Raw genomic sequence first — 22,479 nt, forward strand, 5'->3', positions numbered from 1 at the left:
TTATAATAATTTTTTATTGATTGATAATATAATTAACAATTAATTCTAAAATCAATCATCCCTTATTAATCTACGCGCTTTTAGCTAGAGAGGGGAAAAATAATGGCTCTTTACCCTGATAAATTTGTGTTTGTTGGCTGCCGAGATAGTAATTTTCGCCCCTTGTAGGAACAGTACGCGCATCCTGCCATACCACGGATAAGGTTTCCTCATTCCAGCCTAAAGGTTGCACCGTTAATTGCCAAAAATGGCCGCGAGGGCCCGATTCAATGATCCTTACTGGCAATTGGTGTTGTTCATCCCTTTCTTTCTGCAAACGAATATCCCAAGGGCGAATAAACACATCAACCTCCCCTTGCTGAGCACTAACCTGCGCGAGTGGGAAGGTAAAGTTCGCTATCTGCAACTGTGAACCGCGGATCTGTCCAGGGATTTTGTTAACCTCCCCCATGAATTCAAGCACAAAACGCGTTTCCGGTGATTGCCAAATTTCATTTGGAGTACCGACTTGTTCAATATGCCCTTGGCTCATCACGACTATGCGATCTGCAACTTCCATCGCTTCCTCTTGGTCATGAGTCACGAATACACTCGTGAATTTCAACTCTTCATGAAGCTGACGCAACCAACGACGTAATTCAATACGCACTTGCGCGTCTAGTGCACCAAACGGTTCGTCTAACAGCAAAATTTGCGGCTCTACCGCTAATGCTCTTGCCAATGCTACCCGCTGTTTTTGTCCACCAGAAAGCTGAGAAGGAAAACGCTCAGCCAAATGGGCTAATTGCACCATCTCAAGCAGCGCCATTGCTTTTTGCTTAATCGCTGCTTTTGAGGGTCGCTGTTTTCGAGGTAATACCGTCAAACCAAACGCCACATTCTCGAATACCGTCATATGGCGAAATAGCGCATAATGCTGGAAAACGAAACCGACATGCCTATCTTTCGCATGGACTTGGCTTACATCTTGACCATGGAAACGTAACGAACCGTGGCTTTGTTGCTCTAGCCCCGCAATAATCCGCAACAAGGTGGTTTTCCCAGAGCCAGATGGCCCCAACAATGCCACCATTTCCCCTGAGCCGATATCCAATGAGATATTGTTCAGCACTGATGTTTTACCAAACAATTTACCAACATGATTAATTTCAATACTCATAATTAATGGACTCCTGACTCAGTTTGCTGCCGGCTTAAATGCCATTGCAAAGCACTTTTCACAATCAAGGTAATAATCGCTAATAACGCTAAAATAGCCGCAGCCGTGAACGCACCTACCGTATTGTAATCTTGATGAAGCAACTCAACTTGCAGAGGCAATGTGTAAGTTTCACCACGAATAGCGCCCGATACCACAGACACCGCACCAAATTCGCCAATGGCACGCGCATTGGTTAATACCACGCCATAAAGCAGCGCCCAGCGAATATTAGGTAGAGTGACTCGCCAAAACATTTTCCAACCCGAAGCACCCAATAATGTTGCTGCTTCGTCCTCTTGGCTTCCCTGACTTAGCATCAATGGCACTAACTCCCTGACGACAAATGGGCATGTCACAAAAATAGTCACTAACGCCATTCCCGGCCATGAAAACATCACCTGAATATCAAAGCCTTCTAACCAGCCACCAAACCAACTATTCGAACCGTAAAAGAGTAAATAGAGTAGCCCTGCCACGACCGGCGAAACCGCAAAAGGAATATCAACTAAGGTCAATAACAACTGGCGCCCTGGAAACTGAAAACGCGTCACCAACCATGCCAACATCACGCCAAAAACCAAGTTAACAGGCACTGTGATCAACGCGATAAGAATCGTTAATCCGATGGCATGGAGCATATCTGGGTTGCTTAAGTTGACGAGTACTTCACCTAATCCCTTCTCAAATGCCGTGATAAAAATCCAGATAATTGGCACCACCAGCAGCAATACCGAAAAAAATAGCCCAATTCCAATGAGTGCCCATTTTCCCCAGTTGATATTTCTGCGTTGAGTGACTGGAAATGGTGTGACTTGTCCCATTAATGCCCTCCTAAGCGTTTACCAAAGCGGCTTTGGATTACATTCACCGTGAATAAAAGAAGCAGTGATACCGCTAAAATTACCGAGGCAATCGCACTAGCGGCAGGGTAATCAAACTGTTGCAATTGGCTGAAAATCATTAAGGAGACCACCTCCGTTTGCCACGCAATGTTTCCGGCGATAAAAATAATCGCCCCAAATTCACCAAGGCTGCGTGTAAAAGATAAAACGGTTCCCGCTATTAGTGCAGGAGAAACTTCCGGTAACACAACACGGCGGAACGTTTGCCAGCGTGTTGCACCTAGCGTTTGTGCAGCTTCTTCGTATTCAGGTCCTAACTCTTCCAGTACAGGCTGAACCGTTCTGACCACAAAAGGAATGCTGGTAAAAGCCATCGCGACGGCGATACCTAACCAAGTATTTACCACTTTGATATCGAACTGATGCAGATACTGTCCATACCAGCCCGATGTGGCAAATAAGGTCGCAAGAGTCAGCCCAGCGACCGCCGTAGGAAGTGCGAAAGGTAAATCTACCAATCCATCTAGGAACAAGCGACCAGGAAAGCGATAACGCGTTAAAATCCATGCCAGCAACATGCCGAAAACCGCATTAAACAGGCTTGCGACCAGAGCCGCCAATAAAGTTACTTTATAAGCAGCAACCACTTGAGGGTAACTGATCACAGCCCAATACTGCTGCCATGTCATATCGGAAAGCTGCACTACGAGAGCGCTTAAAGGCAATAGCAAAATCAAACAAACGAAAAACAAGCTGCTGCCTAACGTCAGTCCGAAACCGGGTAAAAACCGCTTTCCTGATTTACGCATTAACGACGACCTTGTTCCATAAGTTGATCAAATTCCCCGCCCGTCGAAAAGTGGTCATTCATCACATTGTTCCAGTTGCCAAATTGTGATTCCACCGTAAATAGCTGAGTTGACGGAAATTTGCCTTTATTCGCTTCCATCACCTGTTTGTCATTCACGCGGTAATTAAAGCGAGTAATAATATTTTGTGCCTCAGGTGTGTAGAGGTAATTCAAGTAGGCTTTTGCCGCTTTTTCTGTGCCATTTTTTTGCACATTTTTGTCAATCCACGCGACTGGGAATTCCGCCAAAATATCGACCGGAGGCACAATCACTTCGTAGTCGGATTCGCCATATTGACTACGGATGTTATTTACTTCTGACTCAAAGCTAATTAAAACATCCCCTAACCCTCGCTCGATAAATGATGTCGTTGCACCACGACCGCCCGTATCAAACACTTCAACGTTTTTCAGGAATTGCTGCATTTTTTCGCGTGTTTTAGGGCTATCTTTACCATTTTCTTGGTTAAATGCTCCCCATGCGGCAAGGTAGGTATAGCGACCATTTCCCGACGTTTTGGGGTTTGGAAATACCAGTTTCACGTCACTGCGTGCAAGGTCGTCCCACGTTTTAATGCCTTTCGGATTGCCCTTACGAACTAAAAACGCCATTGTCGAATAATAAGGGGAGCTATTATTCGGTAAACGCGCTTGCCAATCTGCCGGGATTAATTGCCCTTTATCGTGGAGAATTTGCACATCAGTCACTTGGTTAAACGTCACCACATCCGCTTTTAGCCCTTGCAAAATGGCCAACGCTTGCTTCGATGAGCCCGCGTGAGACTGCTTGATTGTCAGTGGATCATTAGGGTTTTCCTGCGCCCACTGTTTTTCAAATTCAGGGTTTAACGCCGCAAATAGCTCTCTTGAAATATCATAGGAACTATTCAGTAATTCAGCCGCCGTCAGGGATGCGCTACTCATTAACGAAAACATCGCCAAACTCGCTAAGCCTGTATTTTTAAAAATTGATTTTTTCATATGATCCCTACTCGTGACTAAACCCAAACATGATCTAAAAAACAATGTATATGTTTTGGTTATAACTTTGTAGTTATCAATCATCTTTTGATATATCAAGTTGGAATAACAAAGAGGTTATAGCAATAAGCCATAAAATTCAGAGGAAATTTAAGACGTTAATGTAATGAGGAAGGTTCATTTAAGCCTAGAATAAAACGTTAAGAATAAACATGCATACTTGCCAAACCTAATTGTAGTGTGTATCGTGTGTGTGTCAGTTAACGAGATGGAGGGATCTTGAAAAGTTCGGAGCTGATAAATATGTTAGAAAATAATGGATGGAAATTAGAGCGAGTTAAAGGGAGTCATCATCAATTTTCTCATCCAGACTTTTCAATTGTTATCACAGTCCCGCATCCTCGAAAGGATTTAAAGATAGGTACACTTAATCAAATTCTTAAAGCGGCTAAACTGAAACATTAATTAAAGACGCGCTCTTTTAACACGCTCCGAGCGCTATCTTTATGGAGACAAAACATGCTATACCCAGCCTTTATTGAAATTGATCATGATGGTAGTGCGAGTGGTTGGTTTCCAGATATTGAAGGTTGTACTTTTGCTGGCGACAATATTGAAAATGCTTACACTGATGCAAAATCAGCACTCGATGCCCACTTTGAATTATTAAGTGAAAAAGGGTTTGAAATTCCTGAGCCAAAATCTCAGCAAGAGCATCTAAATCGTACAAAAGATGAATATCAAAATGGTCTTTGGTTATTCGTTGATATCGACATGGATAAATATGATGGACGTGCAGAAAGGATTAATATTACGCTACCTCATCGCTTACTACATCGTATTGATACGCTAGTTAAAGCCAATCCCGAGTATGGAAGCCGCAGTGGATTCATTGCTGCCGCAGCACGTAAAGAACTCCAAAAAACCGATCAGTAAACACTTTCAAGCTGCCGCTATCTGCGACAGCTTGAATTGTCTCGATAAGATTATAGGGATAATAATCTTTCAATTGATGGCGCGTAATAATAGCTACCAGAAACGGCTTTCGTCATACGCAGCAGATCATCATATTTACCATCAGTTTCACCAAACATGCTCAGCAATTGTTGTTCAATATTATGGATGGTTGCGCAGTAGGCAATAAAGAATAAACCATGTTTACCGCTTGCTGTGCCGTATGGCAGGCTATGGCGCATCACAGAAAGCTCTTCCCCCTCTTCTTCAATCACTACGCGAGAAACGTGAGATGTTTTATTACGTGCATCTTCGTCTAATTCAACGCTATCGTGTTTAGTACGACCAATCATTTTCTCTTGTTCATGCTCAGAGAAACGAGACCATTTTTTCAGGTCATGCTCATAGCGTTGTACCATGACATAGCTACCACCAATGTCATCGCCTTGATTAATCAACGTCACTTCAGCAATTTCTTCGCCTTGAGGGTTTTCTGTACCATCAATGAAACCGCTTAAATCTCTATCTTCAACCCAACGGAAACCATGAATTTCTTCAACCACTTCAATGGATGAACCAAATGCTTTTAGCGCGGCTTGCGCCAGAGAAAAGTTAATATCATGACGTAATGATTGAATATGAATAAACATATCGCGCTGAGTCGCAGGCGCTAGCCCTTTGCCGAGCGTGCGAAATGGCTTTAATTCTGGTGAAACAGCGGAGTGTCCGAGCTGCTTCCAAACATCTGAACCAAATGCAATCACTGCACCAAGACGATCATCAGGGAATTTTGCTTGTAGTTTGGTTAATTCATCAACAAAAATCTTGCACCCTGATTTCACCTCTTCGAGCGACCCGGTCACCATGGCTTCAATAAAAATACCAAAACGACTATGTTCCTTCAAAATACCACTTTGGGAATGAGACATGCATAAACCCCTTAGAATGAATAAATTACACAAACCTATACTTTAAATTAGTTTATCGCATTAATAATGATTTTCACCTTGTTTTAACGCAAGAGTTGGTCAGTCTAGAAGATATCAGAAGGGTCTGATGCGAGAGGAGAATAAATATGAATATTATCAGCAGATTAAAACCGTAAATTATTGCCTATTAAATCGAATAACTTACGGTATTTTGTTCAAAACCTTAGCGAAGTAACTTATTTATGCCAAATAATTTGCGACACTTTCCATGTTTTCAACACTTCATCCGCAGGCATTAAATTCTCAGGACCTTGCCATTTTCCGCTGAATTTATAAACCACTTTGCTACTTTGCGGTGCAACACACAGTACCGTCGGCACATTATCAACCGCTTCCCCTAAGGAACATGAGCCGTAGGCTTTCTGGTAAATGTCGCTAAACTCAGTACCAATTTGGGTATCCCATTCAGTGAGCATATCCGGATCATTCACGACAATACGAGATACGGTGCCTTTTTCAGGACCAAAGACTTCGACCTCAACGTCTAAATCTTTCATGGCTTGAAACACAGAAACCATTTCACCATTTTCAAGCTGCAGGCCACCACGCACTGCGTAGCGGTCATCAAGTTGATTATTAATCACATCACGATCCATTGGGGTCAGACTTGTGATTGCCCCCACGCCCGATTCTGAAATCATCAGAGGGCTATGAAACCATGTGGATGGTGAAAATAGGCTTTTACCAGCACAACCCGATAGCATCACCGCGCCACCGAGTAGAGAAATTTTAAATAAGGTTACGAATGCGTTTTGGGACATATCATCCTCTTTAGCGGGTCATATAATGGATACTGAGACCGTCCATTTCATAAAAGATTCACGCTATTTAGCTAAACCTTCAAGAAAATAATCACCGGTAGTTTAGAAATCCACTTCGTGAGTCAATCTTTTGGAATAGATCAAACGCTCAGCTTGCTCTTCTTCATATAACATTTTTTCAAACATGCAGATTGCCGAATCAGCCTCTTCGCTGACCAATAATTCAATTCTGCCACAGCCACGGGCAATCAATTTTTTCTCTAAACGACTCACTAACGCGTTAGCAATACCGCGCCCGCGAAATTCAGGATGAACGGCTAAATACACAGCGGTACCACGAATTCCATCGTAGCCCCCCATAATGGTTCCGACCACTTCACCCGATACCTCGGCGACAAGGAAAAGATCGGCGCCACACTGTAGTTTACGCTCAATATCTAATTCAGGATCACCTGAAATTTCATTCAATTGGCAACGTTCCCACAATGTAAGCACTTCTTCATAATCATTTTGGCGAAATATGCGTATTTCCATCATCTTATCCGTTTGAGCTAAACTGTCTGCCATTATCACTGCTTTTGATACACAATCAATAATCAATATGCCTTTTTTACCTCAACGGGGTATACTTTACCCAATTTATTTCTCTCGACGGTTTTATTAAAAAAACAATGAATTACCCAGATATTGAACGCATAAAAGCCTATTTTCAAAGCTTGCAAGATACCATCTGCCAAAAAATCACAGAATTAGATGGCAAAGAAACCTTCCTTGAACAAACTTGGGAACGTACTGAAGGCGGTGGTGGACGCAGCCGAGTCTTAACCCAAGGTGCACTTTTTGAACAAGCTGGCGTGAATTTTTCACATATCAAAGGTGAAAAAATGCCCGCTTCAGCGACTGCACATCGCCCGGAGTTAACAGGGCGTAGCTACCAAGCCATGGGCGTTTCATTAGTTATCCACCCTCTCAACCCTTATATACCGACCACACATGCCAATGTGCGCTTTTTCATTGCTGAAAAAGAAGGTGCCGATCCCGTTTGGTGGTTTGGTGGTGGCTTCGACTTAACCCCCTATTATGGATTTGAAGAAGATGCAGCCCATTGGCATACCGTCGCTAATGAGCTTTGCACCCCTTATGGAGCAGAGATTTACCCTAAATTCAAACAGTGGTGCGATGACTATTTCTTCTTAAAACATCGTAATGAGCCTCGTGGTATCGGCGGATTATTTTACGATGATCTCAACCAATGGGACTTTGAGTCTTGTTTCTCATTCACACAGGATGTTGGCAATGGCTTTTTACAAGCTTATGTACCCATTGTCGAAAAACGTCGAGAGATCCCATGGGGTGAGCGTGAACGCCAATTCCAACTATATCGTCGTGGGCGCTACGTAGAATTTAATCTTGTCTGGGATAGAGGCACACTCTTTGGCTTGCAAAGCGGCGGGCGCACAGAGTCCATTTTGATGTCTATGCCACCATTAGTGCGTTGGGAATATGATTACCATCCAGAAGCGGGTAGCCCAGAAGCTAAGCTATGTACCGACTTTTTGGTCACTGGCAAAGATTGGCTCACACACAATAAATAGTACAAACTTTTGTAATTAATCAGATTTCTATCTGCTAGTTATGTTAATAAAAATTAGCAGATATTGATTTAATTACTTAATTATCATGTAGTTACAATAAAATCACAACCGTTTATGATTCCATTTCGTCAAACAAAATGGAGTTATAAATGAATCAGATACTTGGTCGTTCACTATTATCACCTAGCTTAATCTCTCACTTCTATCAAGAAAGCCAATGCAATGATTTAAAATCTACCTTATTTCATATCAATGACATCATGAGCCGCACTTACTCTGAAGAAGATGTGAATTATCAACGTCAATTATTGGCTAGCGCTTGTAACATTACCGGCGGCACTTATAACCGAGTGATCCGTGATGCCCAACAACGTGTAGAGAATTACACTCACAACCACTCTAGCCTACCGATTTGTCGACGCGAAGAAATGCCAGCTGATGAGCATATGGCACATAACGATTTCGCCGTTATTATGCGAGAAGAGGATAAGGTGGCACCGACTGAGCCAGCACATCGCGTGTTCGCTGCTATTGGATTGATCCGCTCATTCCTTAAGGAGAAACTCAATATTGATCAGATGTTTGGTTGTGATGCTGATATCAATGCGGTTATCCATTATGACAAAAACTATTCCAATGCATTTTGGAATTCTCAAGCTATTTTCTTTGGGGATGGTGATGGAACTGTTTTTGGTCCGTTCTACAACGATATTGACATAATTGCTCACGAACTCGCTCATGGGTACATTAGCTCACAAGCTGACTTTGATTATGTCGATCAATCCGGTGCGTTAAATGAATCTGTCGCTGACGTATTAGGCATCATGGTGAAACAATATGTTCAAAAGCAAACCGCAACACAATCTAGTTGGTTGCTGGGTGAAAATTTGTTTATTGATAAGAGAAAAGGACCTGCATTACGCTCAATGAAAGAGCCTGGTACCGCTTACTATTTCACTAAATCAAATAATGACCCGCAAGTGGGACATATGGATCAATATCGCGATTTACCTCGCTATGTGGATAATGGCGGTGTGCATATCAACTCAGGTATTCCAAATAAAGCCTTCTACTTACTGGCAACAAGATTAGGCGGTTATTCCTGGGAAATAACAGGGAAAATCTGGGTTGCCGCGGTATCGGATCCAAGCGTCTCGAATACGGCGACGTTTATTGAATTTGCTCAGGCAACAATTCGTTCAGCAAAAAATCTGTTTGGTGATCAAATTGAATTAGCAACTCGCCAATGCTGGCTAGATGTTGGGTTACGTGTTCAATAAAAATGAAGTGTAATAAGTAATTTATACACCCTTGTCGGCCCACAAACAGGCTGACTTTTATTTAAAACTTTGATCGAAAATCATAATAAAAAGGCCAAGTACATACGAGTTTTAGGTCACTCATCCTCAGCCTTTTTTCACTTCAATATCTTTTATTTCGTCATTTACCCAATTAACGTTTTTTCTTTTTGCGTCCAGGCTGGGTAAATTTCTTTTTCGGCGGTTCCGCATTTGCTTTCGGCTTTTGGCTACCCACACCTGGTTTTCCTGCTACTTTCCCGCTACCGCTACGCGCTTGAGGTTTTGCCGCTTTTTTAGGTTTAACATCGGACTCTGATTTTTCAATCAAATTAAACAGCTCGATAAGCTCATCATCAGTTAAGTCGCGCCACTCACCCACAGGAATGCCCGTGAGCCTCACATTCATAATTCGCACGCGTTCTAACTTCGTGACTTCGTAACCAAAATGTTCGGTCATACGACGAATTTGACGGTTTAAACCTTGGACTAGCGTAATACGGAAAACAAACGGTGCCTCTTTTTTGACTTTACATTTCTTCGTCATGGTACCGAGAATTGGAACCCCCGCGCCCATGCCACGAATAAATTCATCAGTCACAGGCTTGTTCACTGTGACAATGTACTCTTTCTCGTGATCATTACCTGCGCGTAAGATTTTGTTCACTAAATCGCCGTGGTTCGTCAGGAAGATCAAACCTTGGGAATCTTTATCTAAACGACCGATTGGGAAAATACGGGTACTGTGATTCACATAGTCCACAATATTATCTTTTTCACCACTTTCGGTGGTACTGACAATCCCAACAGGCTTATTCAACGCGATCAAGACTAAATCTTCTTCATTGCGCGGTTCAATTAACTGACCATTGACCTTGACCACGTCTCCCGCGGAAACTTGGTCGCCAATGCCTGCGCGTTTACCGTTAATGAACACATTGCCTTGCTCGATATAACGATCAGCCTCACGTCTAGAGCAGATACCGCTCTCGCTAATGTATTTATTCAGGCGTGTGGTTGAATTGATTTCCATGGTTTTCCTCAGTCATTAAAACAACTTAAATTTTAGGGCTGTGGCGAGCTAATAAATAATAGTAAAAAGCCGTAACAACCTAATTGGGTTACGGCTTTAGTCTGTTTATCGCGCTAACAGTTGGCGATTAACGTTTTTTCAAGTGCTGCATCAGACGCTTACGTTTACGTAGCTGGGTTGGCGTCAGTTTATTTTTCTTATCTGCATATGGGTTTTCACCCTCTTTAAACAGAATACGAATTGGCGTTCCCATTACATTTAATGAACGACGGAAATAGTTCATTAAATAACGTTTATAGCTATCTGGTAAATCAGAAACTTGGTTACCGTGGATTACAACGATTGGTGGGTTATGACCCCCAGCATGCGCATATTTCATCTTCACGCGGCGACCGCGGATCAATGGTGGCTGATGTTCATCTTCCGCCATTTTCATAATACGTGTTAACAGTGCAGTACCAACACGACGAGTCGCTGACTCATACGCTTCTTGCACAGATTCAAACAAGTTACCCACGCCGCTACCATGTAGTGCGGAGATAAAGTGAATACGGGCAAAATCGACAAAACCAAGACGCAGTTCCAGCATATCTTTGACATGCTCGCGATCTTCAGGCTTCATGCCATCCCATTTATTCACTGCAATCACTAATGAACGACCTGCGTTCAAAATGAATCCTAGTAACGATAAATCTTGGTCAGAGATACCTTCACGGGCATCGATAACTAGCAAGACAACGTTAGCATCTTCAATCGCTTGCAGCGTTTTGATCACTGAGAATTTTTCTACAGTTTCAGTTACCTTACCGCGCTTACGCACCCCAGCGGTATCGATGAGAATATATTCACGCTCATCACGCTCCATTGGGATATAAATACTGTCACGGGTGGTACCCGGCATATCAAAGACGACCACACGGTCTTCACCGAGAATACGGTTAGTTAGGGTAGATTTGCCTACATTAGGACGCCCTACAATAGCCAGTTTTATTGGCAATGTACTTGGGTCGAAATCATCCTCTTCGTCTTCGGAGAACTCGCCCTCTGCTTCCAGCTCAGCCCAATATGCAGCATTCGCTTCTTCATCAGTAAGTTCGATTTCTTCGTCTTCAACCTCGATAAAAGGTTTTAAAGAGTGTTCAATTAACTGAGTGACGCCACGACCATGAGAGGCGGCAATAGGGTAAATTTCCCCAAGACCCAGTGAATAGAAATCACCAACAACGATATTGGCATCAATACCATCAGTTTTGTTGGCAACTAAATACGTTTTTTTCTTGCGGCTGCGTAAGTGCTTAGCGATGCCTTCATCCGCTGGCATTAAGCCTGCTCTTGCATCTACCATGAAAAGAACAACGTCAGCTTCTTCAATCGCTTGAAGCGACTGAGCCGCCATATGGGTTTCTACGCCCTCTTCTGTACCATCGATACCACCAGTGTCGATAATAATAAATTCGTGCCCTTCAACTTCTGCACGACCATATTTACGATCACGGGTCAGACCGGGAAAGTCCGCTACAAGTGCGTCACGGGTACGGGTTAATCGGTTAAATAACGTGGATTTTCCTACGTTTGGACGCCCAACCAGCGCTACGACGGGTATCATTCTTCAGTGCCTCACAACTTTAATTAACTAATAGAATTCTGAGGCTAAACTCAGAAAACAAAAAAACGAAACGGCCCCTGTATTCAGGAACCGTTTATTTTATCGATAAATTGTCTGCTTGTCAGAAAATTAACGTGTTAACAGGTAAACTGTTCCGTTTCTTGTCTGAACCATCAGTTTATCACTCGCAATGGCTGGGCGGCTGTGGATCCCTGAACTGTTCAGTTTATTTTGAGCCACAAAGCCACCTGTGCTGGTATCTAACCAGTGCAGATAACCTTCTTTGTCACCCACAACAATATAGCCGTTATAGACTTCTGGCGCAGATAATCCACGGTTCAGTAACTGATCTTGCGTCCATAATGTCACGCCATCGCTCTTACGAACAGCCAGCACGCGGTCAGTCTGGTCAACTAAATACAGGGTATCGCCCGATAGCACCATGTCATTGATGGAGCCTAAATCACGCTTCCATAACATTTGACCAGAACGCATGTCCAGCGCCGCTAATGTGCCGTTATAGGCGATCGCGTACACTTTGCCATCATCAATCACAGGCGTCATATCCACATCGTTCAGACGACCAATTTCTGTCGAGCTGGTGACTAAAGAGATGCGTTGTTGCCAAATTAATTGACCTTGGGACAATAGAACTGCACTCACTCGACCGTTATCACCACCAACGATAGCTGCACCAAATGCAACCGCAGGCGCAGACTCACCGCGTAATGACAGTGATGGAGTATCCATATTCACTGTCCACTTAATCGCGCCTGTCGCTGTATCCAGCGCTTGTAATTGACCATTGCTCGTGTGGATGACCACCATGTCGCCACTCACGACAGGCTTGGACAAGGCTTCGCCAGCCACTTCCACATCCCACAATACTTCACCATTTTCTTTATTTAGCGCGATAACTGTACCACGCTCAGTGCCGATGAAAATTTTGTCATCAGAAATGGTCAAGCCACCAGACAGTAACGCAGATAAATTGGCAGAAAGAAAACCAGTACGTTTTGATAAATCGACAGACCACAGTTCTTTACCGCTATCAAGTTCTAGCGCTTTAACTAAGCCTTTACGATCCGCAGCGTAAATTGCTGAACCATCCCACACAGGAGAAAGTTCAGAATAAAACTGCTCAACACCATTACCGACGGATTTATCCCAAACAATAGAAGGTGTAAATTGATTCTCAACCTGTGGTAATGGCGCCATCACAATAGAATCAGTTTCGCTGGAACAACCGGCAAGTAAAGCTGAAGCAACCAGGCCTACCAAAAGAGTTTTGCGCAACTGCATAGTGTGTCGTTTCCTTTCTTCTTATGAATTAGATACGTTGTTCAATTTCAGAGTCAAAATACCTCTGAGTGATTGAGAACCTTCACTTTCTAACCCCTGAGTGTATGCCGCTTTAGCGCCGGATTTATCACCCTTATGGAGTAAAGCATCCCCACGGACATCCTGTGCCGTAGCTTGCCATGACTTACCTTGGATCTTAGCAACAGAGGCGATAGCCGCATCCGCATTACCGAGTGCAAGTTGGATACGCGCTAAACGCAGGTTAATCACATCTTGCAAATCAACGGTTTTTGCTTTCGCTAATGCGTCAGTCAGTGCTTTCTCAGCACCTGCTAAATCGCCTTTATCAGCAAAAACTTGCGCCAGCTCCAGCCCAGTCATTGAACTGTAAACGTCGTTAGTTTCTGCTGCAAATTTTTGTGCAGCTTGAATACCTTCAGCTGAACCTGAACGTAACTGAGTATTGACGGCCTCGTATTTTGCTGCACTTTCTTGCAACACATTCGACTTGTGTGATTGCCAATAGTTCCAACCAAACACACCACCGACACCAATAACCAGTCCAACCACTAAAGCAACGCCGTTGTTAGCGAAAAAACGTTTGATCGCCTCAACTTGATCTTGTTCGTTTGTATAGACTTCCACTTGTCTCTCCTTAACCTAACAGCGTGGCGATACGCGATGCCATTAGTTGCTGTGAAATAGTTTCTTGCTCACCAGTACGTAAATCTTTCAACGTCACTTGGCTATTATTGATTTCGTCTTCACCTAAGATCAGAGCAATTTTTGCCCCTTGCTTATCGGCACGCGCGAGCTGCTTCTTAAAGTTACCACCGCCGTGGTTAGTCATTAAACGCAGAGTTGGCAGTTCATCACGTACTTTTTCTGCAACTAACAATGCAGCTTGTTGGCTATTTTCACCAAAAGAAGCCAGATACACATCGGCAACGGAGGTATCTGCGGTAAACTCTGGATTCACTTCTTGAACCAGCAGAACCATGCGCTCCATACCCATTGCAAAGCCAACCGCTGGTGTTGCACGACCGCCCAGTTGTTCAACCAGACCATCATAACGACCACCCGCACAGACCGTACCTTGGGAACCTAGCGCAGTTGTCACCCACTCAAACACAGTGCGGTTATAGTAGTCTAAACCACGCACCAAGCGTTGGTTAACACGGTATTTAATACCCGCGTTATCTAATAATTTGCACAGTCCATCAAAATGCTCGCGAGATTCCGCATCCAGATAATCAAACAGCGCCGGTGCATCATTTAATAATGCTTGAACGTCTTGGTTTTTAGAATCCAGTACACGCAGAGGATTGCTGTACATACGACGTTTGCAATCTTCATCCAGCTTATCTTTGTGCTGTTCCAGGAAAGCGACTAACGCATCACGGTAGTTTGCGCGAGCTTCTAATGAACCGATTGAGTTGAGTTCCAGCGTAACATGCTCGCTGATCCCAAGTGCACGCCACCAGCGCGCAGTCATTAAGATCACTTCCGCATCAATATCAGGACCTGCCAGACCAAACACCTCAGCACCTAGCTGATGGAATTGGCGATAGCGACCTTTCTGTGGACGCTCATAACGGAACATTGGCCCTAAATACCATAAGCGCTGTTCCTGATTGTACAGCAAACCATGCTCAATACCGGCACGGACACAACCTGCGGTATTTTCTGGGCGCAGTGTGAGGCTCTCTTCGTTACGGTCGTTGAAGGTATACATCTCTTTTTCAACAACGTCAGTCACTTCACCAATCGCCCGTTTAAATAACGGGGTCTGCTCTACAATCGGGGTACGAATTTCGCTAAAACCATAACCCTGTAAAATATTCTTCAATGTTGCTTCGATTTTTTGCCACACTCGAGTATCTGCTGGCAAGTAGTCATTCATGCCTCGGATGGCTTGGATATTTTTTCCCACTTTATTTCTCTATTTTCAGAATTACATAAGGTCGATTATAAGAGCGAAATGTCATCAGGTTCAATCAACAAACTGCAAAACCACCGTGGAATCGGGAATTATCTGTTGATTTTGGTCGCTATGGCGTAATTTTAAGAAAAAATGACCGCGATTAACACTGCTAATCACGGTGATAAATAAAAAACTGACTCATGATGAGCCAGTTTCTAAATATTATTTATCTATCTGATTAACATTTATTCGCATGCTTTCGTCTAGCATTGCCGCTTTGGCTCGAATTTTAGCTTCTAGCTGATCAATAATGTTGTCATTATCAAAACGCTCTTTTTGACGAATACCATCTTCGTAGAATCCACTCTTGGTTTTCGCACCCGCGACACCCAATGTGGACACTTCAGCTTCACCAGGACCATTCACAACACAACCGATGATAGACACATCCATTGGCGTGATAATGTCTTCAAGTCGCTGTTCTAACGCATTCACCGTGCCAATCACGTCAAACTCTTGGCGTGAACAGGTTGGGCAAGCAATAAAGTTAATACCGCGGGAGCGAATACGCAGCGACTTCAGAATATCGAAGCCTACTTTGACTTCTTCAACGGGGTCAGCGGCAAGGGAAATACGCAGTGTATCCCCAATACCTTCAGAGAGCAGCATACCTAAACCGATAGCTGACTTCACAGAACCTGAGCGCGCACCGCCCGCTTCAGTAATGCCTAGATGAAGTGGTTGGTCAATTTTTTGAGCAAGCAGACGATATGAACCCACAGCAAGGAATACATCAGAGGCTTTCACACTGACTTTAAATTGATCAAAGTTCAATCTATCCAAAATATCCACATGGCGCATGGCTGATTCAACCAACGCTTCTGGTGTCGGTTCACCGTATTTTTCTTGAATATCTTTTTCTAGCGAGCCGCCATTCACCCCAATACGAATAGGAATATTGTAATGACGAGCGCAGTCAACCACTTGGCGAATTCGCTCTTCACTACCGATATTTCCTGGGTTGATACGCAGGCAATCAACACCATATTCAGCCACTTTTAAGGCAATACGGTAGTCAAAGTGAATATCAGCGACCAGAGGGACATCAACTTGCTGTTTGATTAATTTAAAGGCTTCTGCGGCATCCATCGTGGGTACTGATACGCGCACAATATCTACCCCAACACGTTCAAGGGCTTTAATTTGGCGAACAGTGGCTTCGACATCGGTTGTACGGGTATTGGTCATTGATTGAACAGCGATAGGTGCGCCGTCGCCAACAGGAACATTACCGACATAAATACGGGTGGATTTGCGTCTTTTGATTGGTGATTCGTTATGCATTTTTGTTTAATTCTCCGAACATCCATGTGCTCATTTTAATACCATGGCGCTCTTTAATATCATGGCATAGTGTATGGTCATTGCTTTAACGCGCCCCACTATACACAAGAAAGCAAACTATAAACTATCACAAAGAGTGTTTTAGGATATAGTTTGCTTCTTTAATTTCGTAATATTTTTATGCTTCTGGCAACTTAAATTTCGCAGAACGTTTCGCTTTGATAAAGCGGCTTAAATCAACGTTTTTACCTTGGAATTGCACCGTCACATTGGCTGGTGCACCGATGTTTAAACGGTAAGGTTGTGCACCATCAAGTTCTAATTTGTCGCCGTTATTTTTCATGCCGCTAAATAAAACTTTATTGTTTGCGTCACGAATTTCTAGCCAACATTGACCAGAGAAACTTAACGTTAAACCATTACCTGTTGCGGCTGGCATATCCGTTGTTTGAGAAGCATCTCCTTGAGCTCTGTCTACTGAAGGCGTTGTTTGCGGCGCATTCGGCAGTGGGATCGTTCTCACCCCTTCCGCATCGGTATTCGCTGCTGTTTGGGTGTCTGTCAATACTGGTGCAGGGTCGACCAGTGGATCGGTTTGCACAGCGCTATTGTCAGTTGCAAGTGGCATATCAACCGCAATATTGTTCACGGGTTCGCTGGAATCTTGTTGAACCAATGCTTCATTTTGGTTCGCCATGGTTAACAGGTCTTTCTGCTGGGCATTATGTTCTTGCCACCACCAAATACCCACCATCGCGATAAGTACAATGACAATCAACCACGTTAATTTCATTAGCCAACCTTCGCGTTTTTTACGCTTTTTGCCTAATGAGTAGCTGTGCATTGGAGAAACATTGGGAGACTGTGCGGGAACATCACTTTTTAAGAGTGTGGCAAGATCGTTTTCAGGAATTCCGACCATTCGTGCATATAGACGAATATAACCACGTAAAAACGTTGGCTCTACGCCCGCAGGATGAATATCTTGTTCTATTTCCTTTACCGTACTCACTTTAAGACACAGTCGCTCCGCAACCGCTTCTTGCGTTAGACCCATACGCTCGCGAGCGCGGGATAATAATTGCCCTACAGTGATAGAAGTTTGTTCGGTATTATTTTCGATAGTCATTAGCTGGCAACACTATTTCCAAGTTTAATAAATATAAAGCAGATTTTACGCTACTTTACCCGTCTGATTACGTCATAGTTTCCAACAACAATAGAGAAGATATGCCGCTTTAATTATTGTAGGCGAACCAGGGCGTTTTGCCTAACCATAAAACGCCCCGAATTATAACCTAACTCACTGATTAGATATTATCTATATATCAGACTGATTTTACCTGGATAGGTTCCCCAGCAAGGCGTTTTTTCAAGGTACGTTTCGTCCTATCAATAACATCCCCTGCTAGTTGCCCACATGCAGCATCAATATCATCACCACGAGTCTTGCGAACTATAGTCGTAAAACCGTATTCCATCAATACCTTAGAGAATCGATCAATTCGGCTGTTGGAACTGCGACCATATGGCGCTCCCGGGAACGGGTTCCATGGGATCAAGTTGATTTTGCTTGGTGTGTTTTTCAAACATTCTGCGAGTTGGTGGGCTTGTTCAACGCTATCGTTAATATGATCAAGCATCACATATTCAACTGTGACACGTCCCGCATTCGCATTGGATTTCGTTAAATAACGATTCACACTGGCTAAGAATGTTTCGATATTATATTTCTTATTGATTGGTACGATGTCATCACGCACATCGTCCGTTGGTGCATGCAGAGAAATAGCCAGCGCAACATCAATCATATCGCCTAACTTATCCAGTGCAGGAACCACGCCTGAGGTGGAAATTGTTACGCGGCGTTTTGACAGACCGAAACCAAAATCATCTAACATGATTTCCATCGCAGGAACCACGTTATTTAAGTTCAATAACGGCTCACCCATCCCCATCATCACCACGTTGGTGATAGGACGGCGACCGCTAGACTTCAGCGAACCGATAATTTTAGCTGCACGCCAAACTTGTCCGATAATTTCGGAAACACGCAAGTTACGGTTAAAACCTTGCTGCGCGGTAGAACAGAATTTACATTCCAGTGCACAGCCAACTTGAGAAGAGACACACAGTGTTGCGCGATCAGCTTCAGGGATATACACCGTTTCAACCAGTTGATCACCCACTTTGATAGCCCACTTAATTGTGCCATCGGATGAACGTTGTTCATCAGCCACTTCAGGTGCTCTAATCTCTGCGACTTCTGTTAATTTCGCGCGTAGCACCTTGTTGATATCGGTCATTAGTTCGAAATCATCGTAGCAATAGTGGTAAATCCACTTCATCACTTGGTCTGCACGGAACGGTTTTTCGCCGAGCTCAGCAAAAAATTCGCGCATCTGCTTGCGGTTTAAATCGAGCAGGTTAATTTTTTGACCGCTTTTTTCTGGCTGCCCATTTTTTTCTGGCATAGCAGATACAGCAGAAGGAGTTGCACATTGTGCATTGGTAGTCATATCAGACATTGAGTTTGCCTCGTTATTACACTTTCGGCAGTGCGAAAAGCACGACGTAAATTGGGATTGCGATTAGTCGGGACGACTAAAAAATAAATCACCCTGTTAACGCGATGATTAACAGGGCGACATATTGTACAAATATTATAACAATAATGCTAATGCATTATTGAGAACGCCTTAGCGTGGGCAGATTTCGTCAGCAGCGAAGAAATATGCGATTTCACGTGCAGCAGACTCTTCTGAATCTGAACCGTGAGTTGCGTTTTCAGTGAAGCTATCTGCGTAGTCAGCACGTAAAGTACCCGCTAATGCGTTGTCTGGGTTAGTTGCGCCCATCAGGTCACGGTGACGTTGGATTGCGTTTTCGCCTTCTAACACTTGTAACATGATTGGACCAGAAGTCATGAATTCAACCAGACCATCAAAGAAAGGACGACCTTTGTGCTCAGCGTAGAAGCCTTCAGCTTGTTCACGAGTCAGGTGCATCATTTTAGCAGCAACGATTTTGAAGCCTGCGCTTTCAAAACGGTTGTAAATTGCACCGATGACGTTTTTCTTAACTGCGTTTGGTTTGATGATAGAAAATGTACGTTGAACAGCCATAAATAACCTCTTAGCGATTGACTTGACTTTTACTCTTTATTCTCTGCTTTGTTTCTCTTATTTAACCCAATGTTTCCACTAGAATTTCAAGAGGGGCATATGAAGAACCAAGAATATGTGCCTGTTGTAGTTTTTTATATTGTTTCTATTCCTGATGTTAGGAAGCAGAAAAATAGGGCGTTGATTATAGGGGCTTGGATTACAATTTCCTACAGTCACATCAACATTTTGTTAATCTTTTCATAGCAAAAAATGCTAGATTTTTAATTAAGTCGTCGTTTTATGCTATTACTTCACCTTAAAGTTGATAGCGGTGACCTGTCCGCTCATATCTAAGACAGATATTTGGTAGTTTCCACTTTTTTCGAGCGTCAGCAAAATTGCCCCATTTTGCTCGGTATTGTTCACTTGCTCGCCGTTTAAAAACCACCATTTTTGCCCTTGTCCACCTTGAGTGAGTAAACGCAGGTCTAAACTGGTTTTTCCGGGTAAACGTTGGAGAACCTCCCCTTCGCGGATACCTGAAATTAATAATGGTGGCATTTCAAGATTTAACGGCGGACAAACGGCATCCGGCTTAGGCAGTCGATTTATTCGTTTTTCACTTACAGGCAACCACGACTCTACGGTAATCGGCCATAAATGGATCTCTTTTTCTTGGGCATTTGGGCAATCTGGCGCAACTTGTAGCCCCTGCTCATTCACCCACACTTTTTGTCTGAGTCCAAGAGAGGATTCTTGATCCCGTGCCATTAGCGTTGGTGGAATCGTATTATCTAAAATCCAGCTCAAACGGCGCTGGCGACAATTACTATCTTCTTTCAGTAATGAGGTTCCCCCTGGCCAGCAGATCACGGCTTGGCTAACGCTCGCGGGTCTTGAATCTTTCGGAAGCACTTCTCGAGATTGATAAATTCGCGTCAGCAGCATGTAATTTACTTGGTTCATAATTGGAATTGCTGTGGCATAGCCAAGCTGCCCTGCAACTGGCGTTGCATCAGGACGCCCAACCCAAACACCAATCGTATAACGTGGGTTCACACCAATAGCCCAAGCATCGCGGTATCCGTAACTAGTCCCTGTTTTCCATGCAAGATTTGGCTGTCCCGATAAATTAGCATCAGGGACTGGGCGGGCTTCTCCTGCCATAATCCGGCGAACAATCCACGCGGCCCCCGGAGACATTAACTTGCGGTCGCGGATAACATCTGTCGGTCGATAACGCAGTGGAGAAACTTCTCCTTGGCGAGCAAATGCACTGTAAGCTGACACTAAGTCTTCCATTCGTGCCGCCGTTCCCCCGAGGATCAACGACAAGTTAGGTTCTCCGCCAACTGGAAAACGCAGTTCTGTGCCCACATTACGTAATTGCGCCGCAAAACGCTTACTGCCATAGACATCCAGCAGTTGCACAACGGGCAAGTTTAATGAGCGCACTAACGCATCACTCACACTGACAGGGCCATTAAAGCCGCTATCAAAGTTACCGGGACGATAATCATTAAATCGACGAGGAACATCCTGCAACAGTGATTCGGCGTGGATCAAACCATCATCCATTGCCAGCGCATATAAAAATGGCTTGAGTGTTGAGCCCGGTGAGCGCCACGCACTGATCATATCCACATGACCAAAGCGACTATCATCCTGAAAGTCAATCGATCCGATATACGCTTTCACGCTCATATCCGTGTGATCAACCACCAGCAATCCTAAGGAAGTTTGCTTCGGTAATTGGTTTTTCCAGTTCATCGCCATATCTTCAAGCTGCTTTTGCAGGCTAGCATCAATGGTAGTTTCCACGATGGATTCTTGGGAATCTTTGACCATCCGACGCGCCAGTAATGGTGCTAAATGCGGATTTTTACGTGGGGCAAGCCAGATTTGCTCTTGCTTGATTTCATTGACTTTTTCAGTGCTCCAAACTTGGTATTCAGCCAGTCTGTCGAGTACTTTATCTCGTGCTGCTTGCGCCCGTTCTGGGTATCTGTCAGGTCTTAAACGGCTTGGCGCTTGTGGTAAAACCGCAAACAATGCCGCTTCACTTGCGGTCAATTTTGCAGGGGATTTATTCAAATAGACCCAGCTGGCAGCACCTATGCCCTCAATCGTCCCCCCATAAGGTGCTCGGTTAAGATACATTTCGAGGATTTCATCTTTAGAATAGTGATATTCCAGCTGTGCAGTACGCCATAACTGTTTGAGTTTGCCACCAAACGTGCGCTCATGTGGGTCAATCAGCCTTGCCACCTGCATTGAGATGGTACTGCCCCCAGAGACAATGCGTCCTGAGCTCACTAACTGCCCTGCCGCCCGCATTAACGAAAATGGGTTAACCCCCGGATGCTGGTAAAAATGGCGATCTTCATAGGTTAATAACGCGTCAATATATTCCGGCGAAACCTCGTCCAACTTAACAGGGAAACGCCAAATACCTTCTTTATCGGCAAAACGCCATAACGGAGTCCCATCCCCCGCGACGACCGTGCGTGCCATTTCAATCTGCTTGATTGGCAAAGGCCAAATTTTATCTGCTGCTAAAAAGGCCAGTGGCAATACCACGACCAAAACCAGTAGCGTCCACCCAATGCGACGTAGCCATCTCTTCATTCGTCAATATACCGAGAGTTATTATTTGTTTTTATGATACTAAAAAAAGAGGGAAACACACGCT

At 43.9% G+C, this 22,479-nt stretch carries 21 protein-coding genes; 4 read left to right on the plus strand and 17 right to left on the minus strand.

Features of this window, described 5'->3' with window-relative positions:
* Nucleotides 1-70: 70 nt before the first annotated feature.
* From cysA to JK188_RS00090, 4 genes are read right to left on the minus strand one after another with little or no spacing between them, the layout of a single operon-like run.
* The gene (gene cysA / locus JK188_RS00075) at nt 71-1,159 is read right to left on the minus strand and encodes a sulfate/thiosulfate ABC transporter ATP-binding protein CysA (RefSeq protein ID WP_132495536.1); all 1,089 of its coding nucleotides are present in this window, start codon (nt 1,157-1,159) and stop codon (nt 71-73) included.
* A gap of 2 nt (nt 1,160-1,161) precedes the next feature.
* On the minus strand, nt 1,162-2,022 hold the full coding sequence (cysW, locus tag JK188_RS00080) for a sulfate/thiosulfate ABC transporter permease CysW (RefSeq protein WP_036949527.1): 861 nt from the start codon (nt 2,020-2,022) through the stop codon (nt 1,162-1,164).
* Nucleotides 2,022-2,852: a sulfate/thiosulfate ABC transporter permease CysT gene (gene cysT / locus JK188_RS00085; RefSeq protein ID WP_036949525.1), complete on the minus strand. Its 831-nt coding sequence runs from the start codon at nt 2,850-2,852 to the stop codon at nt 2,022-2,024. Before cysT ends, cysW begins: the two co-directional genes overlap by 1 nt.
* On the minus strand, nt 2,852-3,874 hold the full coding sequence (locus tag JK188_RS00090) for a sulfate ABC transporter substrate-binding protein (protein ID WP_211886139.1): 1,023 nt from the start codon (nt 3,872-3,874) through the stop codon (nt 2,852-2,854). Before JK188_RS00090 ends, cysT begins: the two co-directional genes overlap by 1 nt.
* Before the next feature lie 279 nt (nt 3,875-4,153).
* On the opposite strand from JK188_RS00090, the gene JK188_RS00095 reads away from it, so the two are divergent.
* Both JK188_RS00095 and JK188_RS00100 read left to right on the plus strand, forming a co-directional pair.
* Nucleotides 4,154-4,339: a type II toxin-antitoxin system HicA family toxin gene (locus JK188_RS00095; protein ID WP_132495542.1), complete on the plus strand. Its 186-nt coding sequence runs from the start codon at nt 4,154-4,156 to the stop codon at nt 4,337-4,339.
* 54 nt (nt 4,340-4,393) lie between these two features.
* The gene (locus JK188_RS00100) at nt 4,394-4,810 is read left to right on the plus strand and encodes a type II toxin-antitoxin system HicB family antitoxin (RefSeq protein WP_036949521.1); all 417 of its coding nucleotides are present in this window, start codon (nt 4,394-4,396) and stop codon (nt 4,808-4,810) included.
* A gap of 50 nt (nt 4,811-4,860) precedes the next feature.
* Here JK188_RS00100 and JK188_RS00105 read toward each other — a convergent pair whose 3' ends face one another.
* From JK188_RS00105 to JK188_RS00115, 3 genes are all read right to left on the minus strand, one after another.
* Nucleotides 4,861-5,757: a Dyp-type peroxidase gene (locus JK188_RS00105; RefSeq protein ID WP_036949519.1), complete on the minus strand. Its 897-nt coding sequence runs from the start codon at nt 5,755-5,757 to the stop codon at nt 4,861-4,863.
* A 236-nt stretch (nt 5,758-5,993) separates the two neighbouring features.
* Nucleotides 5,994-6,578 carry an RpoE-regulated lipoprotein gene (locus tag JK188_RS00110; protein WP_211886141.1) on the minus strand — a complete coding sequence of 195 codons (585 nt, stop codon included), beginning with the start codon at nt 6,576-6,578 and terminating at the stop codon, nt 5,994-5,996.
* A 102-nt stretch (nt 6,579-6,680) separates the two neighbouring features.
* A complete protein-coding gene (locus JK188_RS00115; RefSeq protein ID WP_211886447.1) occupies nt 6,681-7,112 on the minus strand; it encodes a GNAT family acetyltransferase in 432 nt (143 codons plus the stop codon).
* Between the two features lie 137 nt (nt 7,113-7,249).
* Here JK188_RS00115 and hemF point away from each other — a divergent pair, with 137 nt between their 5' ends.
* Complete coding sequence (gene hemF, locus JK188_RS00120) at nt 7,250-8,173, plus strand: oxygen-dependent coproporphyrinogen oxidase (protein ID WP_211886143.1); 924 nt, start codon at nt 7,250-7,252, stop codon at nt 8,171-8,173.
* A gap of 149 nt (nt 8,174-8,322) precedes the next feature.
* Complete coding sequence (locus JK188_RS00125) at nt 8,323-9,453, plus strand: M4 family metallopeptidase (RefSeq protein ID WP_211886145.1); 1,131 nt, start codon at nt 8,323-8,325, stop codon at nt 9,451-9,453.
* A 172-nt stretch (nt 9,454-9,625) separates the two neighbouring features.
* On the opposite strand, the gene rluF is transcribed toward JK188_RS00125, so the two are convergent.
* From rluF to pbpC, 10 genes are all read right to left on the minus strand, one after another.
* The gene (gene rluF, locus JK188_RS00130) at nt 9,626-10,504 is read right to left on the minus strand and encodes a 23S rRNA pseudouridine(2604) synthase RluF (protein ID WP_211886146.1); all 879 of its coding nucleotides are present in this window, start codon (nt 10,502-10,504) and stop codon (nt 9,626-9,628) included.
* Between the two features lie 127 nt (nt 10,505-10,631).
* Nucleotides 10,632-12,110, minus strand: a complete 1,479-nt coding sequence (gene der / locus JK188_RS00135; protein WP_036949510.1) for a ribosome biogenesis GTPase Der — start codon at nt 12,108-12,110, stop codon at nt 10,632-10,634.
* Nucleotides 12,111-12,239: 129 nt separating this feature from the next.
* A complete protein-coding gene (gene bamB, locus JK188_RS00140) occupies nt 12,240-13,412 on the minus strand; it encodes an outer membrane protein assembly factor BamB (protein ID WP_211886147.1) in 1,173 nt (390 codons plus the stop codon).
* 21 nt (nt 13,413-13,433) lie between these two features.
* Entirely contained in the window at nt 13,434-14,057 is a 624-nt protein-coding gene (locus JK188_RS00145; RefSeq protein ID WP_181477332.1) for a YfgM family protein, read from the minus strand.
* Between the two features lie 10 nt (nt 14,058-14,067).
* Nucleotides 14,068-15,345: a histidine--tRNA ligase gene (gene hisS, locus JK188_RS00150; protein WP_132495550.1), complete on the minus strand. Its 1,278-nt coding sequence runs from the start codon at nt 15,343-15,345 to the stop codon at nt 14,068-14,070.
* 213 nt (nt 15,346-15,558) lie between these two features.
* Nucleotides 15,559-16,680 carry a flavodoxin-dependent (E)-4-hydroxy-3-methylbut-2-enyl-diphosphate synthase gene (gene ispG, locus JK188_RS00155; RefSeq protein ID WP_036949502.1) on the minus strand — a complete coding sequence of 374 codons (1,122 nt, stop codon included), beginning with the start codon at nt 16,678-16,680 and terminating at the stop codon, nt 15,559-15,561.
* A 178-nt stretch (nt 16,681-16,858) separates the two neighbouring features.
* The gene (rodZ, locus tag JK188_RS00160; RefSeq protein ID WP_211886148.1) at nt 16,859-17,809 is read right to left on the minus strand and encodes a cytoskeleton protein RodZ; all 951 of its coding nucleotides are present in this window, start codon (nt 17,807-17,809) and stop codon (nt 16,859-16,861) included.
* 199 nt (nt 17,810-18,008) lie between these two features.
* On the minus strand, nt 18,009-19,154 hold the full coding sequence (locus JK188_RS00165) for a bifunctional tRNA (adenosine(37)-C2)-methyltransferase TrmG/ribosomal RNA large subunit methyltransferase RlmN (RefSeq protein ID WP_410431076.1): 1,146 nt from the start codon (nt 19,152-19,154) through the stop codon (nt 18,009-18,011).
* A 225-nt stretch (nt 19,155-19,379) separates the two neighbouring features.
* Complete coding sequence (ndk, locus tag JK188_RS00170; protein WP_006658631.1) at nt 19,380-19,805, minus strand: nucleoside-diphosphate kinase; 426 nt, start codon at nt 19,803-19,805, stop codon at nt 19,380-19,382.
* A 288-nt stretch (nt 19,806-20,093) separates the two neighbouring features.
* On the minus strand, nt 20,094-22,415 hold the full coding sequence (pbpC, locus tag JK188_RS00175; RefSeq protein WP_211886149.1) for a peptidoglycan glycosyltransferase PbpC: 2,322 nt from the start codon (nt 22,413-22,415) through the stop codon (nt 20,094-20,096).
* Nucleotides 22,416-22,479: the final 64 nt, after the last annotated feature.

The organism is Providencia sp. JGM181 (assembly GCF_018257375.1).
In the GTDB taxonomy this organism is placed as follows: domain Bacteria; phylum Pseudomonadota; class Gammaproteobacteria; order Enterobacterales; family Enterobacteriaceae; genus Providencia; species Providencia lanzhouensis.

What these genes read in the sequence shown, in the direction of transcription:
- JK188_RS00165 (WP_410431076.1), bottom strand. Translation starts at nt 19,154, where the DNA reads ATGCCAGAAAAAAATGGGCAGCCAGAAAAAAGCGGTCAAAAAATTAAC.
- cysW (WP_036949527.1), bottom strand. Translation starts at nt 2,022, where the DNA reads ATGGGACAAGTCACACCATTTCCAGTCACTCAACGCAGAAATATCAAC.
- cysA (WP_132495536.1), bottom strand. Translation starts at nt 1,159, where the DNA reads ATGAGTATTGAAATTAATCATGTTGGTAAATTGTTTGGTAAAACATCA.
- der (WP_036949510.1), bottom strand. Translation starts at nt 12,110, where the DNA reads ATGATACCCGTCGTAGCGCTGGTTGGGCGTCCAAACGTAGGAAAATCC.
- bamB (WP_211886147.1), bottom strand. Translation starts at nt 13,412, where the DNA reads ATGCAGTTGCGCAAAACTCTTTTGGTAGGCCTGGTTGCTTCAGCTTTA.
- ndk (WP_006658631.1), bottom strand. Translation starts at nt 19,805, where the DNA reads ATGGCTGTTCAACGTACATTTTCTATCATCAAACCAAACGCAGTTAAG.
- pbpC (WP_211886149.1), bottom strand. Translation starts at nt 22,415, where the DNA reads ATGAAGAGATGGCTACGTCGCATTGGGTGGACGCTACTGGTTTTGGTC.
- JK188_RS00110 (WP_211886141.1), bottom strand. Translation starts at nt 6,578, where the DNA reads ATGTCCCAAAACGCATTCGTAACCTTATTTAAAATTTCTCTACTCGGT.
- rodZ (WP_211886148.1), bottom strand. Translation starts at nt 17,809, where the DNA reads ATGACTATCGAAAATAATACCGAACAAACTTCTATCACTGTAGGGCAA.
- JK188_RS00100 (WP_036949521.1), top strand. Translation starts at nt 4,394, where the DNA reads ATGCTATACCCAGCCTTTATTGAAATTGATCATGATGGTAGTGCGAGT.
- JK188_RS00125 (WP_211886145.1), top strand. Translation starts at nt 8,323, where the DNA reads ATGAATCAGATACTTGGTCGTTCACTATTATCACCTAGCTTAATCTCT.
- JK188_RS00090 (WP_211886139.1), bottom strand. Translation starts at nt 3,874, where the DNA reads ATGAAAAAATCAATTTTTAAAAATACAGGCTTAGCGAGTTTGGCGATG.
- rluF (WP_211886146.1), bottom strand. Translation starts at nt 10,504, where the DNA reads ATGGAAATCAATTCAACCACACGCCTGAATAAATACATTAGCGAGAGC.
- hemF (WP_211886143.1), top strand. Translation starts at nt 7,250, where the DNA reads ATGAATTACCCAGATATTGAACGCATAAAAGCCTATTTTCAAAGCTTG.
- JK188_RS00105 (WP_036949519.1), bottom strand. Translation starts at nt 5,757, where the DNA reads ATGTCTCATTCCCAAAGTGGTATTTTGAAGGAACATAGTCGTTTTGGT.
- ispG (WP_036949502.1), bottom strand. Translation starts at nt 16,680, where the DNA reads ATGCATAACGAATCACCAATCAAAAGACGCAAATCCACCCGTATTTAT.
- JK188_RS00115 (WP_211886447.1), bottom strand. Translation starts at nt 7,112, where the DNA reads ATGGAAATACGCATATTTCGCCAAAATGATTATGAAGAAGTGCTTACA.
- cysT (WP_036949525.1), bottom strand. Translation starts at nt 2,852, where the DNA reads ATGCGTAAATCAGGAAAGCGGTTTTTACCCGGTTTCGGACTGACGTTA.